General features: G+C 68.4%; 13 protein-coding genes. All 13 read right to left on the bottom strand.

Going from position 1 to position 15,436, the window contains the following annotated elements:
- Positions 1-38 precede the first annotated feature (38 nt).
- The 13 genes from infB to DS843_RS05810 all read right to left on the bottom strand — a co-directional run bounded on the left by infB (position 39) and on the right by DS843_RS05810 (position 15,416).
- On the bottom strand, positions 39-2,768 hold the full coding sequence (gene infB, locus DS843_RS05870) for a translation initiation factor IF-2 (protein WP_149467946.1): 2,730 nt from the start codon (positions 2,766-2,768) through the stop codon (positions 39-41).
- 14 nt (positions 2,769-2,782) lie between these two features.
- Positions 2,783-3,502 (bottom strand): RNA-binding protein, encoded by a 720-nt coding sequence (locus DS843_RS05865; RefSeq protein ID WP_149467945.1) that lies wholly within the window; start codon positions 3,500-3,502, stop codon positions 2,783-2,785.
- A gap of 31 nt (positions 3,503-3,533) precedes the next feature.
- Entirely contained in the window at positions 3,534-5,069 is a 1,536-nt protein-coding gene (gene nusA, locus DS843_RS05860) for a transcription termination factor NusA (RefSeq protein WP_149467944.1), read from the bottom strand.
- Positions 5,070-5,125: 56 nt separating this feature from the next.
- Positions 5,126-5,611, bottom strand: a complete 486-nt coding sequence (rimP, locus tag DS843_RS05855) for a ribosome maturation factor RimP (RefSeq protein ID WP_149467943.1) — start codon at positions 5,609-5,611, stop codon at positions 5,126-5,128.
- Between the two features lie 245 nt (positions 5,612-5,856).
- On the bottom strand, positions 5,857-6,567 hold the full coding sequence (gene trmB, locus DS843_RS05850) for a tRNA (guanine(46)-N(7))-methyltransferase TrmB (RefSeq protein ID WP_149467942.1): 711 nt from the start codon (positions 6,565-6,567) through the stop codon (positions 5,857-5,859).
- Positions 6,568-6,653: 86 nt separating this feature from the next.
- A complete protein-coding gene (gene metK / locus DS843_RS05845) occupies positions 6,654-7,823 on the bottom strand; it encodes a methionine adenosyltransferase (protein ID WP_149467941.1) in 1,170 nt (389 codons plus the stop codon).
- Between the two features lie 256 nt (positions 7,824-8,079).
- Positions 8,080-8,565, bottom strand: coding sequence for a helix-turn-helix domain-containing protein (locus tag DS843_RS05840; RefSeq protein WP_149467940.1), 486 nt, complete (start codon positions 8,563-8,565; stop codon positions 8,080-8,082).
- A gap of 113 nt (positions 8,566-8,678) precedes the next feature.
- Entirely contained in the window at positions 8,679-10,283 is a 1,605-nt protein-coding gene (gene lnt, locus DS843_RS05835) for an apolipoprotein N-acyltransferase (RefSeq protein WP_149467939.1), read from the bottom strand.
- Between the two features lie 182 nt (positions 10,284-10,465).
- Positions 10,466-11,323 (bottom strand): transporter associated domain-containing protein, encoded by an 858-nt coding sequence (locus DS843_RS05830; RefSeq protein ID WP_475849044.1) that lies wholly within the window; start codon positions 11,321-11,323, stop codon positions 10,466-10,468.
- 56 nt (positions 11,324-11,379) lie between these two features.
- The gene (ybeY, locus tag DS843_RS05825; RefSeq protein ID WP_149468086.1) at positions 11,380-11,910 is read right to left on the bottom strand and encodes an rRNA maturation RNase YbeY; all 531 of its coding nucleotides are present in this window, start codon (positions 11,908-11,910) and stop codon (positions 11,380-11,382) included.
- Positions 11,910-12,983, bottom strand: a complete 1,074-nt coding sequence (locus DS843_RS05820; RefSeq protein WP_149467937.1) for a PhoH family protein — start codon at positions 12,981-12,983, stop codon at positions 11,910-11,912. Before DS843_RS05820 ends, ybeY begins: the two co-directional genes overlap by 1 nt.
- Positions 12,980-14,368, bottom strand: a complete 1,389-nt coding sequence (gene miaB / locus DS843_RS05815; RefSeq protein WP_149467936.1) for a tRNA (N6-isopentenyl adenosine(37)-C2)-methylthiotransferase MiaB — start codon at positions 14,366-14,368, stop codon at positions 12,980-12,982. Before miaB ends, DS843_RS05820 begins: the two co-directional genes overlap by 4 nt.
- Before the next feature lie 214 nt (positions 14,369-14,582).
- Complete coding sequence (locus DS843_RS05810; protein ID WP_149467935.1) at positions 14,583-15,416, bottom strand: lysophospholipid acyltransferase family protein; 834 nt, start codon at positions 15,414-15,416, stop codon at positions 14,583-14,585.
- Between the last annotated feature and the right edge of the window lie 20 nt (positions 15,417-15,436).

Raw genomic sequence — 15,436 nt, 5'->3', positions numbered from 1 at the left:
GGTAGTCGGGTCCGGCGAGCCGGGGTGCGGCGGCGGGCTTACAGCTCGCGCGCCACCTCCTCGATCTCGAAGGCCTCGATGATGTCGCCGGCCAGGATGTTGTCGTAGTTCTCGAAGGCCATGCCGCACTCGTAACCCTCGCGCACTTCCTTGACCTCGTCCTTGAAGCGCTTGAGCGTCTTGAGCGTGCCCTCGTGGATGACGACGTTGTCGCGCAGCAGGCGGCAGCCGGCGCCGCGCTTGACGGTGCCCTGCGTGACCATGCAGCCGGCGACCTTGCCGACCTTGGTGATGTTGAACACCTCGCGGATCTCGGCGTAGCCGATGAAACGCTCGCGCAGGGTCGGGGACAGCATGCCGGTCAGGGCCGCCTTCACGTCGTCGATCACGTTGTAGATGATCGAGTAGTAGCGGATCTCGACGCTGTCGCGCTTGGCCATGTCGCGGGCCTGCGGGTTGGCGCGGACGTTGAAGCCGATGACCATCGCGTTGGAGGCGTTCGCCAGCGTGATGTCGGACTCGTTGATCGCACCCACCGACGCGTGCAGCACGCGGACCTTGACCTCGGTGTTCTCCGCCGTGAGCTTCTCCAGGGCGTTGGAGATCGCCTCGATGGAGCCCTGCACGTCGCCCTTGATGACGACCGGCAGTTCCTTGGCCTCGCCGGCCTGGATGCGGCTGAACATGTCCTGCAGCGAACCGCGGGCCGAGGCGGCGTTGGCGGCCTCGCGCTTCTTGCGCTGGCGGAACTCGGCGATCTCGCGGGCGCGGGCTTCCGACTCGACGACGGTGAAGTCGTCGCCGGCGAGCGGCGTGCCGTTGAGGCCGAGCACCTCGACCGGGCTGGCCGGGGCGGCCTGCTCGACGCTCTGGCCGCGGTCGTTGACCAGGGCGCGGACACGGCCCCACTCCGACCCGGTGACGAACACGTCGCCGACCTTCAGCGTGCCGCGCTGGACCAGCACGGTGGCGACCGAACCACGGCCGCGCTCCAGCTTGGCCTCGACCACGACGCCCTCGGCGGTCCGCTCCGGGTTGGCCTTCAGCTCCAGGATTTCCGCCTGCAGGAGGATGGCCTCCTCCAGCTTGTCCAGGTTGCGCTTGGCCTTGGCCGAAACTTCCACCGTCTGGATGTCGCCGCCCAGTTCCTCGACGACCAGTTCGTGCTGGAGCAGTTCCTGGCGGACACGATCCGGCTTGGCGTCGGGCAGGTCGATCTTGTTGATGGCGACGATGATCGGAACCTTCGCGGCCTTGGCGTGATGGATCGCCTCGATCGTCTGCGGCATGACGCCGTCGTTCGCGGCGACGACCAGCACCACCACGTCCGTGACGTTGGCGCCGCGGGCGCGCATCTCGGTGAAGGCGGCGTGGCCCGGCGTGTCGATGAAGGTGATGCGGGCGCCCGACTCCAACTGCACCTGATAGGCGCCGATGTGCTGGGTGATGCCGCCGGCCTCGCGGCTGACCACGTCGGTCTGGCGCAGGGCGTCCAGCAGCGAGGTCTTGCCGTGGTCGACGTGGCCCATGATCGTGACAACCGGGGGCCGCGGCATCAGCGCCGTCTCGATATCGTCGTTGAGGCGCAGGCCGACCTCGACGTCCGCCTCCGACACGCGGCGCACGCGGTGGCCGAACTCGGCGATGACCAGCTCCGCCGTGTCGGCGTCGATGGTCTGGTTGATGGTGGCCATCACGCCCATGCGCATGAGCTGCTTGATCACGTCCGCGCCGCGTTCCGCCATGCGGTTCGCCAGCTCCTGGACGGTGATGACCTCGGGCAGCACGACGTCGCGGGTCACTTTCTGCGTCTCCTGACGGCTCATCTGACGGAGCCGCTCGCGTTCGCGGGCACGGCGGACGGCGGCCAGCGAGCGCGTGCGCTCACCACCCTCGTCGCTCAGCGCCTGCGAGACGGTCATCTTGGAGCCCTTGCGGCGGTCGGCGCCCGGAGCGGCCTTGCGGACCGGAGCCGGCGCCGGGGCCTTCTTGTTCCCCGGCTTGCCGCGGCGGTCGTCCTCTTCCTCGCCGAAGCGGGGAGCGGCCGGAGCCCCCGGACCACGGGCGGCCGGAGCCTCCGTGGTGGCCGCGGTGCGCGCACCGGCGCCACCGGCGGCCGGACGGGCACCCGCGCCCTGCGGACGCGACTGTTCGGTATCCTTGCGCTTGGCCTCCTCGGCCTCCTTGCGCTTGGCTTCCTCTTCCTGGCGGCGGCGTTCGGCCTCCTGGGCCTTGGCGCGCTCCGCCTCCTCGATGCCGCGCAACTCGGCCAGCTCGCGCTGGCGCAGCGTCTCGGCGTCGAGAATCTCCGGCTCCTCAACCACCGGGGCGGGCTGGGACGCCGCCTCCTCGGCAGCGCGGGCGGCGGCTTCGGCAGCCAGAACGGCGGCCTCGGCCTCCTCCTCGGCGCGGCGCCGGTTGTCTTCGGCGGCCCCCTGCAAAGCGCGGATGCGCGCCTCGCGTTCCTGGTTGGTCAGTTGGCGGACGGCACCGCCGCCACCGCCGCGCTGGCGCTGGCCCGGCACACCCCGGACGGGGATGCCCTGGGCAGCCTGACGCGCCGCGGCGCCGCCATCGGCCACGCCCGGCAGGGCGCCCTTCTCCACGGCCCGCTTACGCTTGACCTCCACGGTCACGGGCTTCGACCGGCCATGGGAGAAGCTCTGCCGGACCTGGGTCTCGACCGGCTTCTTCAGCTCCAGCTTCCCTTTGCCGGAGCCGGAGAGGTGCAAGACTTTCTTTTGGTCCTGGTCGTTGCTGTCGGTCATCGGTTCCCGAATGGTCAGACGTTGCTTACGTGGCCGGCCGGCGGAGAGCCGGCGACAAAGCCCTTGATACCCTTGAGACGCGCGGAGTCGCGTGCCAATCCCTTGGCCAGCTTCCCGCGCGCCACCACCGCATGCACGGCGTTTTCCCGTCCCAGGGCCGCGGCCATCGCCGCGGCGTCGAACAGGTCCACGACCGGCATATCCGGCGCCAGCGCTGTAATCTTGCCCCGCTGGTCGGGCGATCCGTCGCTGGCTTCGACCAGCAGATAGGGCGGTCCGGCGCGTCCGACCTGATTGGTCTTCAGCGCCTCGCGCACCTTTTCGTATCCGGCCAGAGCCTGCCCGGCCCGGCGCGCCAGCCCGAAGGCATCCAGGCACCGCCGCTCCAGCAGCTTCTCCAGCCGCTCCGCCAGATCGGGCGGGACGCGCACCGCGCGCCGCGCCGCCTTGGCGAACATGTTCTTTCCGATGGCCTTCGCGAAGGCCGCCTTGTCCCCCGACAGCCAGAGGCCGCGGCCCGGAAGCCCTTCCTCCAGATCGGGCACGATCTCGCCGTCGGGTGATACCACGAAACGGATCATGCCGTCCTTCGGCTGCACAGTGCCGTTGGCGATGCAGCGGCGCAGCGGACCTTTTTCCAGGTCCGCCGGCAGCAGCGCCTCCCCTTCGACCGCAAGGTCGTCCGGTTCACCGTCCGCCGGAGTCTGTTCGTTCCTGTCGCTCAGCCCAACCATCCGTACCGTTTGTGAGTCCTGAATTCCGGCTTCAGCTCTGCGCCGCTTGGTCGTCGGCAGAGGGTTGCGCCGCCGTGGGCGCGCCTTCCTCGCCGTCGAACCAGTGGGCACGGGCAGCCATGATGATCTCGTTGGCCTCGTCTTCCGTCGGGGCCTCCTTGCCGAGAATGTCGCGCAGCTCATCCGCGGCGAGGTCGGCGAGGTCGTCCATCGTCTTCACGCCGTTCTCACCCAGCTTCACCAGCAGGGTGGGGCTGAAACCGGTGATTTCCGCCACCGCGTCCTCGACGCCGAGCGCCTGGCGCTTTTCGGTCATGCGGACGTCCTGCTCGTCGAGGAAGTTCAGGGCGCGCTGCTTCAGCTCCTCCGCCACGTCCTCGTCGAAGCCTTCGATCTCGGCCAGCTCCTCGGTCTCGACGTAGGCGATCTCCTCCACGGAGGTGAAGCCCTCGGCGACCAGGAGATGGGCGATCACGTCGTCCACGTCCAGCGCGTCCATGAAGAGCTGCGAGCGGGTGCGGAACTCGTCCGACCGGCGCTCCGACTCCTCCTGCTCGGTCAGGATGTCGATGTCCCAGCCGGTGAGCTGGGTGGCGAGGCGCACGTTCTGACCGCGGCGGCCGATGGCCAGCGACAACTGGTCGTCGGGCACCACCACCTCGATGCGGCTGTTGTCCTCGTCCATCACGACCTTGGCGACCTCGGCCGGGGCCAGGGCGTTGACGATGAAGGTCGCCGGTTCCTGGTTCCACTGGATGATGTCGATCTTCTCGCCCTGCAGCTCGCCGACGACCGCCTGGACGCGGCTGCCGCGCATGCCGACGCAGGCGCCGACGGGGTCGATGGAGCTGTCGTTGCTGATCACCGCGATCTTGGCGCGGCTGCCCGGGTCGCGGGCGACGGCCTTGATCTCGATGATGCCGTCGTAGATTTCCGGCACTTCCTGGGCGAACAGCTTCGCCATGAACATCGGATGGGTGCGCGACAGGAAGATCTGCGGGCCGCGCGCTTCCTCGCGCACGTCGAAGATATAGGCGCGCACGCGGTCGCCGTTCTTGAAGTGCTCGCGCGGCAGCAGCTCGTCGCGGCGCAGGATCGCCTCGGCGCGGCCCAGATCGACGGTGACGTTGCCGTATTCGACGCGCTTGACCAGACCGTTGACGATCTCGCCGGTGCGGTCCTTGTATTCGTTGAACTGGCGCTTGCGCTCCGCGTCGCGGACCTTCTGGACGATGACCTGCTTGGCCGTCTGGGCAGCGATGCGGCCGAAGTCGATGGGCGGCAGCGGATCGACCAGGAAATCGCCGACCTGGGCGCCGGGCTTGCGGCGCTGGGCGTAGGCGAGGGTCACCTGGGTCGCCTCGTTCTCCACCGTGTCGACCACCTCCAGATGGCGGGTCAGGTGGATGTCGCCGGTCTTGCGGTCGATGCGGGCGCGGATGTCGTGCTCGTGGCCGTACTTGGAGCGCCCGGCCTTCTGAATCGCCTGCTCCATCGCCTCCAGGACCTCGTCCCGGTCGATGTTCTTTTCGCGGGCGACCGCGTCAGCGACTTGCAGCAGTTCCATCCGTCACACTTCCTGGACTGGCGTTTGTTCTTGCGAGTTGAGCCCTGGCCGGACCGTCAACCCTGGCCCTGGCTGGCGCGGATCAGTTCGTCCGTCAAAACCAGCTTGGCGCGCAGGATGTTGTCGAATTCCAGGCGGGCTGCTCCCTGTTCCGATTCGATGCACACGAGGCCGTCCTCGACGCCCTTCAGCATGCCCTTGAAGCGCTTGCGGCCATCGACGGCGAGCCGGGTTTCCAGCTTGGCCTCGAATCCGGCGAAACGCTCGAAATCCTTCAGACGGGTCAGCGGCCGGTCGATGCCGGGCGAACTGACCTCCAGCGTGTAGGCGCTCTTGATCGGGTCCTCGACGTCGAGCACCGCGGAGATCGCGCGGCTGATGTCGGCGCAGTCCTCGACCGTCATGGGCGCGCTGTCGGCGCGTTCCGCCATGACCTGCAGAACCATGCGCTGCCCACCGGTCAACTGCACACGCACGAGTTCGTAGCCCATGGCCTCGACCGACGGCGTGATGATCTGTTCGATACGACCGGTTGCTTCCATTCCACCTGACCCGCCCCCGCGGTCTCCCCTGGCACAGCGCCCTGGGACCAACACGGGGATGCCATACGCTGATAAAAAAATAAGTGGGCCAAGGCCCACCCGCAAAGCGTCCCGCCGGCCCGGTTTCCCGAGCCGCCGATCCGTATGGGTTCATGCGGTGAATATAGACATTCCGGAGCAGGCCGCAAGCGCTTTTCCGCATGGTCCTATGCCCACCGCAAGTTCCCATGGCCGCAGGTCGCGGTCTAGCCCCGCGGCTTGCGGATGAATCGCATGAAAACCGGCTTGCGCCCGGCCTCGATGGCCTTTTCCTCGTACCGGGTGGACGGCCAGTCCGCCGTGCGGTTGCGCCAGTCGGAGGGAACGCGGGCGGTCCATTCGAAATCCGGGTGGCGCACCGTGTGCTCCAGCATCCAGCGAACCAGCCCCATGTCGTCGCTGGCCAGCCGCAGCTCGGCCCCGTCCTTCAGAACGCGCGCGAGGCGCGGCAGATTGTCCGGGCCGATGAAACGGCGTTCCCAATGGCGCTTCTTCGGCCAGGGGTCGGCGAACAGGACGAAGGCGCGCCCGATGGAGGCGTCCGGCAAGGCGTCGAGCAGCGGGCGGGCATCGTCCGGAAGGATGCGGACATTGTCCTGCACGCCCTCGTCCTCCACCAGCTTCAGCAGGCCGGCCACGCCGTTGATGAAGGGTTCCGCCCCGATCACCCCGACGTCGCGGTTGTTCGCCGCCTGCCACGCCATGTGGTGGCCGCTGCCGAAGCCGACCTCCAGCCAGACGTCGCGCATGGGTTTCGCGAACAGGGCGTGGGGGTCGATCCGGTCGTCCGGCTGCGGCACCGGGATTTCCAGCGACGGCAGCAGCCCGTCGAGCAGTTCGGTCTTGCGCTTGCGGAGCGGGCGCCCCTTGCGCCGCCCGTAGAGCCTCTTGGACGAGTCCAGGAAGGAGTCGGTCATCGTGAAAGCTAGGTCCCAAAACGAATGCAGGGGCCAAGCGGCCCCTGCATCCCGGACGAACGGGTCCGGTCTTCGAAAAGGCGGGCTTAGAGGAACGTCGCGCGCAGGTCGTTGACGAGGTCGGTCTTCTCCCAGGAGAAGCCGCCGTCGGCCTCCGCCTCGCGGCCGAAATGGCCGTAGGCGGCGGTGCGCGCGTAGACCGGCTTGTTCAGGCCCAGATGCGTGCGGATGCCGCGCGGGGACAGGTCCACCAGCTTCTGCAGGACCTCCGACAGCTTGTCCTCGTCCACCGTGCCGGTGCCGTGGGTGTCGACATAGACCGACAGCGGCTTCGACACGCCGATGGCGTAGGAGAGCTGGATCGTGCAGCGCTCGGCCAGGCCGGATGCCACCACGTTCTTGGCCAGATAGCGCGCGGCATAGGCGGCGGAACGGTCGACCTTGGTCGGGTCCTTGCCGGAGAAGGCGCCGCCGCCGTGCGGGGCCGCACCGCCGTAGGTGTCGACGATGATCTTGCGCCCGGTCAGGCCGGCGTCGCCGTCCGGACCACCGATCACGAAGCGCCCGGTCGGGTTGACGTAGAAGTTCGCCTCGTCGCACATCCAGCCGGCGGGCAGGCAGTTGACGACGTGCGGGCGAACGATCTCGCGCACCTCCTCCTGGGTCAGTCCTTCGGCGTGCTGGGTGGAGACGACCACCGCGGTGGCGCGCACCGGCTTGCCGTTCTCGTACTGCAGCGTCACCTGGCTCTTGGCGTCGGGGCCGAGCTGCGGGGCGGCGCCGGAGTGGCGGGCCTCGGCCAGGGACTTCAGGATGGCGTGGCTGTAATAGATCGGCGCCGGCATCAGGGCCGGGGTCTCGTCGCAGGCGTAGCCGAACATGATGCCCTGGTCGCCGGCCCCCTCGTCCTTCTCACCGGCGGCGTCGACGCCGACGGCGATGTCCGCCGACTGGGAATGGACGAAGCACTTGACGTCCATCTTCTCCCAATGGAAGCCGTCCTGCTCGTACCCGATGTCCTTCACCGCGGCACGGGCGACCTGGACCAGCATGTCCGGCGTGATGCTCTCCGGCCCGCGCACCTCACCGGCCAGAACGATCTGGTTGGTGGTCGCCAGCGTCTCCACCGCCACGCGGGCATAGGGGTCGTGCGACAGGTACAGATCGACGATGGCGTCGGAGATGCGGTCGCACACCTTGTCCGGATGGCCTTCGGACACGGACTCGCTGGTGAACACGTAGTTGAGCTTGGCCACGGCGAACCTCGGCAATGGGAGGGGGCTATTTCACATAAGAATCGGGAAAACCGGCGCAGCACCCACGGTAAGCCGGTCTTTTGCCGTATGTGACAAGCTTTGCGCCGCAGGTCAAGCGATCTCCCCATGGTTGGAAGAGACAAGCGGAACTTCGCTTTGGAAACACAATTGGGGAACGGGCCGGACGGCCGCGTTCCCCAATTCCTGCATGCCGTCCGGATTGATTCCGGTTGTTCGGCCTATTCGTCCGGTCCGCTTATTCCGCGGCTTCGGCCATGCCCGAGTTGGCGACGGCCTTGGTCAGCTCGAACAGGCGCTTGCGCACCGACGGGTCGTTGATGCGGTAGTAGGCGCGCACCAGCTCCAGCGTCTCGCGCTTGGCCATCGGGTCCGGCTCGTAGCCGCCCGAACGCTCCTCGGCACCGGCGGCGACTTCATCGTCGTCAACCGGAGCCGCGGCGGCTTCCGCCGGCATGTCGTCGAAGAAGAAGGACACCGGAACGTCCAGGACGCGGCTGAGGTCGAACAGGCGGGACGCGCCGATGCGGTTGGCGCCGCGTTCGTACTTCTGCACCTGCTGGAAGGTCAGGCCGATGGCCTCTCCCAGCTTTTCCTGGCTCATACCCAGAAGGGTCCGGCGCAACCGGACGCGGGAGCCGACGTGCACGTCGATCGGGTTCGGCTTTCCCGTCTTGGGACGGCCGGCAGTGGCCCGGCGGCCCCGCGCTGGCGTTGCTTGCATTGCTCTAATTCCCTGAAACAGTTGTGCAACCTTGATACGACATATCCATGTATGCAGTCAAGGGCGCCCGAGCGCTCCCCATGCGCGTGATTGAAAAAAGAGTCTCGGTTGCGCTAATTGCGATGTCGTGTGCGCAGGCCCACCGCGAAACAGGTCAAAAGAAGCAACCCAAACGCGCCATCTCCCACTCTGCCGTAAAGTGTGGGGTTGGGCAGCGCCTCAGGCAAGGCCGCGTCGACCACGCCCCTGTGTCCCAGCGGAAGCATGGCTGTGACGCGCCCATGGGAATCCACCACGCCGGAGATGCCGGTGTTGGCGACGCGGACCAGCGGCATCCCCTCCTCCACCGCGCGGGTTTGGGAGATGGCGAAATGCTGATACGGGCCGGCGGTGTTGCCGTACCAGGCATCGTTGGTCAGGTTCAGCATCCAGCGCGGGCGTTCGGCGCCCTCGGCGGCGGCGGGCACCACGGCGCCCGGAAAGATCACCTCGTAGCAGATCAGCGGGCTGACCGGCGGCAGGCCCTTCAGCGACAGCGAGACCGGCCCCGGCCCGGCGGAGAACTCCGCCCCGTTGCCGGCGATGGCCCCCACCGGCAGCCAGCGGCGCAGCGGCATGTATTCGCCGAAGGGGACGAGGTGGAACTTGTCGAAGCGGCCCGTCACCGCCCCGCTGCCGTCCACCGCCGCCAGACTGTTGTAGTAGAGCGGCTCCCCGTCCGGTCCCGGCTCCATCCGTGGGACGCCGGTGACGAGCAGCCCGCCGGACGGGGTGACCGACCCCAGCGCCTGGCGCAGGCGGGCGTCCTGGTCCAAAAACAGCGGCACGGCGGTCTCCGCCCAGATCACATGGGTGATGGGCTCCGTGGCCATGAACTCCGTGGAAGGCGCGGCGGAGAGTTCCATCTGCTGCTGGACGTTGCGCACCCGCTCGCCCGGCGCCCATTTCAGCCGCTGGTCGATGGCCGGTTGGACCAGCCGAAGCCGCACGCCGGGCACCGCCGCGTCCGTCGCACCGGCCAGCCGCTGCCCGCCCCAGACGCCCAGCGCCGCGAACAGCGCCAGACCGGCGGCCAGGGCGCCCCAGGCGCGGCGGCGCGGCACCGCCGGGTCGGCCAACCCCGCCGGCAGCGACGCCACCAGAACGGTCAGCAGGCTGAGGCCGTAGATGCCGATCAGCGAGACGCTTTGCAGCACCGGAAGGAAGCCCGTCCAGCCGTAACCGGTGAGATTCCACGGGAAACCGGTGAAGACATGCCCGCGCAGCCATTCGAACAAGGCCCAGGAGGCGGCGAACAGCACCGCCCGCCCAAGCCCCCTCGCCTTCAGCACCCAGACCAGCAGCGTGGCGAAGCCGGTGAACATCGCCAGAAGGATCGGCAGCCCCGCCGCGGACAGAGGCAAGGCCCACCAGAACCGTTCGATGTCGGTGAACAGAGCCGCGCTGATCCAGTAGAGGCCGAGCAGGTGGTGGGCGAAGCCGAAGAACCAGCCAACCGCGAAGGCTTGCCGCTTCGTCCGCGCCCCGTCGAGCAGCCAGAGCAGCCCCGGAAAGGCGATCAGCAGCAGCGGCACCGCGTTGGCCGGCGGCAGGGCCAGGGTCGCCAGCCCGCCGAAGCCCGCCGCCGCCGCCAACCTGCGCCAGCCGGTCAGCCCTGACAGGCGGGCGGACAGGCGGCCCAGCCGGGCCGGGGTGGTCATGGTGTCGGTGGCGGTCAAGGATCGGAACTCCGGATGCGGTCGTGCTGATCTGGAAAGGGATTCACCACGAAGACACGAAGGCACAAAGACTTTCACCAAGAAGCCCCTCGCATCTCCCATGGTCCTGGGAATGCGGTAGAGCTTCTTTGTGCCGTCTTTGTGTCCTTCGTGCCTTCGTGGTAAAAATCCCTGCCGGGGCCTTACCCCACTTCAGCCAGGGCGGAGTTTTCGGCAGGAGCGCTGCGGACGCGCAGGCGCTTGAGGCGCCGCGGGTCGGCATCCACGATCTCGAACTCCAGACCGGACGGATGGGTCAGAGTCTCCCCGCGGCCCGGCACCCGCCCGGCGAGCGACACGACGAGGCCGCCGAGCGTGTCGATGTCCTCGCGCTCGTCCTCCGTGAGGAAGGTGCCGACACGGTCCTCGAAATCCTCGATGGACACGCGGGCGTCGGCGATGATGGAGCCGTCGGGACGTTCCACGAAATGGGGAGTCGCCTCCTCGTCGTGTTCGTCCTCGATCTCGCCGACGATCTCCTCGACCAGATCCTCGATGGTCACGAGACCGTCGATGCCGCCGAACTCGTCCACCACCAGCGCCATGTGCTGGCGCTTCTGGCGCATCTGCACCAGAAGGTCCACCACCGGCATGCTGGGCGCGACGATGGTCAGGTCGCGCACGATGTCCTTCAGTTCGACGGGCTTCCGGTTCGCCATCGCGGTCAGCACGTCCTTGATGTGGACCATGCCGACGACGTCGTCGAGCGTTTCACGGAAAACCGGCATGCGGGAATGGGCTTCCTCCGCCATGCGCTGGACCAGGGCGGGGAACGGCGTGTCCACCTCCACCGCCACGATGTCCGCGCGGGGCACCATCACGTCGTCGACGGTGCGGTCGCGGAGCTTCAGGATGTTGGCGAGCAGGGCGCGCTCGCCCGCTCCCAGCGATCCCTCGCCGTTGTCCTGCTCCTCGATCAGTTCTTCGATCGTGGCGCGCAGGGTGGCGTCGTCGCGCCCCCCCAGGACGGTCCTCAGCCACCCGCGGAACAGGTGGCCCAAGGATTGTTGATCTTCGGCCCCGTCTTCACGGGGCGTTCGACTGTCGGAAATCTCGCTCATCGGTCCGGCGGTTGTTCGTCCAAATTCGGCTCTCCGGGCGGAGAGCGCGTGGCGGCGTACGGATCGGCGATGCCGAGGGTCGCGAGCACGTCGGTTTCGAGCTGCTCCATCTCCTCGGCCTCTTCGTCCGTCTCGTGATCATACCCGAGCAAATGAAGAACGCCATGCACCACAAGGTGGGTCATATGGTCCGAAGGGGTTTTTCCCTGCTCGGCGGCTTCACGGGCGACGGTTTCCCAGGCCAGGATCACGTCGCCCAGCATGACCGGTGCGTCCTCGCCCAGTTCGGGCTCCTCCGCCTCGGTCAGGGCGAAGGACAGCACGTTGGTCGGCTTGTCCTTGCCGCGGTATTCGCGGTTCAGCCGGTGCACCAGCGCGTCGTCGGCCAGCACGACGGACAACTCCGCCGGGCCTTCGTCCTCGTCGTAGGTGACGGACAACGCGGCGAGCGCCGCGCGTTCGCACAGCCACTCGGCGTTCTCCGCCCAATCGCCCGCTTCACGTGAAACGACGACATCGACGGCCATCACGGTGTTCCCTCCCCGTCTGGACCGCCATCCTTTGGACCGGCCCGCCGGGGCGTGGGCTTGCGCTGGCTTTCGGCGCGGGCACCCTCGGCGCGGTCATAGGCACGGATGATGCGGGCGACCAGCGGGTGGCGCACCACGTCGGCGTCGGTGAAATGGACGAAGCGGATGCCGTCCACCCCGTCCAGGATGTCCAATGCTTCGCGCAGGCCGGACTTCGTGCCGGCCGGCAGGTCGGTCTGCGAGATGTCGCCGGTGACCGCCATGCGGCCCCCCTCGCCCAGGCGGGTGAGGAACATCTTCATCTGCATGGGCGTGGTGTTCTGCGCCTCGTCCAGGATGACGAAGGCGTTGCCGAGCGTGCGGCCGCGCATGAAGGCGAGCGGCGCGATCTCGATCTCGCCGGACTCCAGCCGCTTCTTCACCTGCTCCGCCGGCAGCATGTCGTGCAGCGCGTCGTAGAGCGGGCGCAGATAGGGGTCCACCTTCTCCTTCAGGTCGCCGGGCAGGAAGCCCAGCCGTTCCCCCGCCTCCACGGCGGGGCGGGACAGGATGATGCGGTCCACTTGGCCCGTGGTCAGCAGAGCCACCGCCTGCGCCACGGCGAGGTAGGTCTTGCCGGTGCCGGCGGGGCCGAGCCCGAAGACCATCTCGCTTTCGGCCAAAGCCTGGAGATAGGCGGCCTGCATGGGGGAGCGCGGGGTGATGGCGCCCTTGCGGCGGGTGCGCACCGCAACCTCGCCCCGGCTCAGCGTCGCCAGATTCTGGTCGCGCACCGCCCCGCCGACGCCGGTCGCCATGCGGACGGCGGCGTCCACCTCGCCGGTGCCGACGGCCATGCCGCGCTTGAGGCGCTCATAGAGGGCGTCGATGGCCGAGCGCGCGGACTCCGCCGACTCCGCCGGACCGGCGATGGTCAGCGTGTTGCCGCGGGAGATCAGGGAGACGCCCAATTGGTTCTCGATGCGGGCGAGGTGGCGGTCATGCTCGCCGTACAGCATCGGCAGAAGCCGGTTGTCGTCGAAGTCCAGGTCGATACGCTGATCGGGGCGCTGGTCGGGCAAGCCGTTCAAACGGTCGCCTCCACGGGTTGCGTGCCGGTGGCGGAGCTGCGGTATTCACCGGTCGCCACGCTGCCGGCCAGGCTGTTCGGATGGGCGGCGTCGATGCGGACCTCCACGATGCGGCCCAGAAGCCGTTCGTTGGCGTCGGCGTGCACCGACTGCATGTAGGGGCTCTTGCCCAGAAGCTGGCCGGCGCGCTTGCCGACGCGGTCGAACAGGACCGGCACGGTGCGCCCGACGAAGCCCTGGTTGAAGGCCTGCTGCTGCGCGTTCAGCAATTGCTGGAGCGCGGCCAGACGGGCGTCCTTCACGTCTTCGGGAACCTGCGCGTGCTCCAGCGCCGCCGGGGTGCCGGGGCGCGGGCTGTACTTGAAGGAATAGGCCTGGGCGTAGCCGACGTCGGTCACGAGGCGCAGCGTCTCCGCGAAGTCCGCGTCGCTCTCGCCGGGGAAGCCGACGATGAAGTCGCCCGACAGCGCCAGATCCGGCTTGGCCGCGCGCAGCCGGTCGACGATGCGGCGGTAGTCGTCCGCCGTGTGCTTGCGGTTCATCGCCGCCAGGACGCGGTCGGACCCGGCCTGCACCGGAAGATGCAGGTAGGGCATGAGCTGCGGCACCTCGGCGTGGGCGCGGATGAGATCGTCCTCCATGTCGCGCGGGTGCGAGGTGGTGTAGCGGATGCGCTCCAGCCCGTCGATCCCGGCCAGTTCGCGGACCAACCGGCCGAGGCCCCAGGTGGTTCCGTCCGGCCCGTCGCCGTGCCAGGCGTTGACGTTCTGGCCCAGCAGGTTGATCTCCCGCGTGCCGCCGGCGACGAGGCGCCGGGCCTCCGCCAGGATCTGGGCGCCGGAGCGCGAGAATTCGGCGCCGCGGGTGTAGGGCACCACGCAGAAGGTGCAGAACTTGTCGCAACCCTCCTGCACCGCCAGGAAGGCGGTCACGCCCTGCCCGGCGTTCTCGTCCGGCAGGAAATCGAACTTGGACTCCACGGGGAAGTCGGTGTTCAGGACGCTGCCCGCCTTGCGGCTGGCCTTCGCCACCATCTCCGGCAGGGTGTGATAGGTCTGCGGCCCGAACACCATGTCCACATGGGGGGCACGCGCCACGATCTCCTCGCCCTCGGCCTGGGCGACGCAGCCGGCCACGGCGACGATCATGCGCCCATCCCCGGCGGCGGCCTTGACGTCCTTGAGCTGGCGCAGCCGCCCCAGTTCCGAGAACACCTTCTCGGACGCCTTCTCGCGGATGTGGCAGGTGTTGAGGATCACCATGTCGGCGCCGTCCGGCTCGTCCACCGGCCGGTAGCCCAGGGGTGCCAGGACATCCGCCATGCGGGCGGAGTCGTAGACGTTCATCTGGCAGCCCCAGGTCTTGATGAAGAGCTTCTTACTCAACGATCCCTTCCACACCACTGCGACACGGACCAACCGTGATCTCGGCCAATACAAAAAGGCGCGCCTGGACGGCACCGGTCCGAACGGCGCAATCCGGCGCGCGACCCGCCGCGTTGCGGCATCGCTTTCAGCCGATATGGTAGCACGAGTGCGGCAAAACGAGTCAATCGTGCCGGCAAGCCCGATTTCCATTTCACCGTGTGGAATATCCCGCTCAATGGGCCGGCGGGGAAAACGCCTTGCCGGACACCGCGCGTTCCACGCCCCGGGCGACGGCGCGCTGGCAATGGTCGGCCAGGGCCTTGCGGCTGGAGAATCCGTCGATGGTCACGGGGGGATGGAACTCCACCTCCACCGTCATGCGGCCCAGCGTGAAGACGGTCCACAAATGCGGGGCGAGATCCATGTCGCCGTACCAGGCGTAACAGGGACGGAAGGCGAGCCCCATCGGGATGCCGTCCAGCCGCGTCGGCGCGATGCTGACCGGCTGCACGGTCAGCGGCCGGTCCCCGATGCGCCGGGCGGCCACCGCGAACAGCGCCGTCTTGAAAGGGAGCGTGCGGTTGCCGTCGCTGGAGGTGCCTTCGGGGAACAGGATCAGATTGTCGCCGGAGTCCAGCCGGGCGCCCAGCTCGTCCCGCTGCCTCTCCACCCCGGCGCGGGCCTTGCGCTCCACGAAGACGGTCTGCTGGAGCTTCGCCAGAGCCCCGAAGAAGGGCCAGCCGGCCACCTCGCTCTTCGCCACGAAGGAGCCCGGTATGACCGACCCCAGCACCGTGATGTCGAGGTAGGAGGAATGGTTGGAGACGAACAGCACCGGCCCGTCCGCCGCCCGCTGGCCGCGCACCACGATGCCGATGCCCAGGATGGCGGCACAGACGCGGTGATAGACCCGCGGTATCCGGAAGCGCAGCGGCGAGCGCAGGGCGACGGCCAGGGCCTGCACCGGGATCAGCAGAAGCGTCCACAGCAGATAGAGGGCCAGACGAAGGGCGCCGCGCACCGGCGAACCCAAAGCGCGCGCCCCGGTCGCATCCACCGCCGTCATGCCAGCGCCTCCCGGTGCGC

The sequence above is a fragment of the Roseomonas genomospecies 6 genome, assembly GCF_008365375.1.
GTDB lineage: Bacteria > Pseudomonadota > Alphaproteobacteria > Azospirillales > Azospirillaceae > Azospirillum.
Note: the sequence above shows the minus strand (reverse complement) of the source record. Positions and strands in the feature narration are given on the sequence as shown.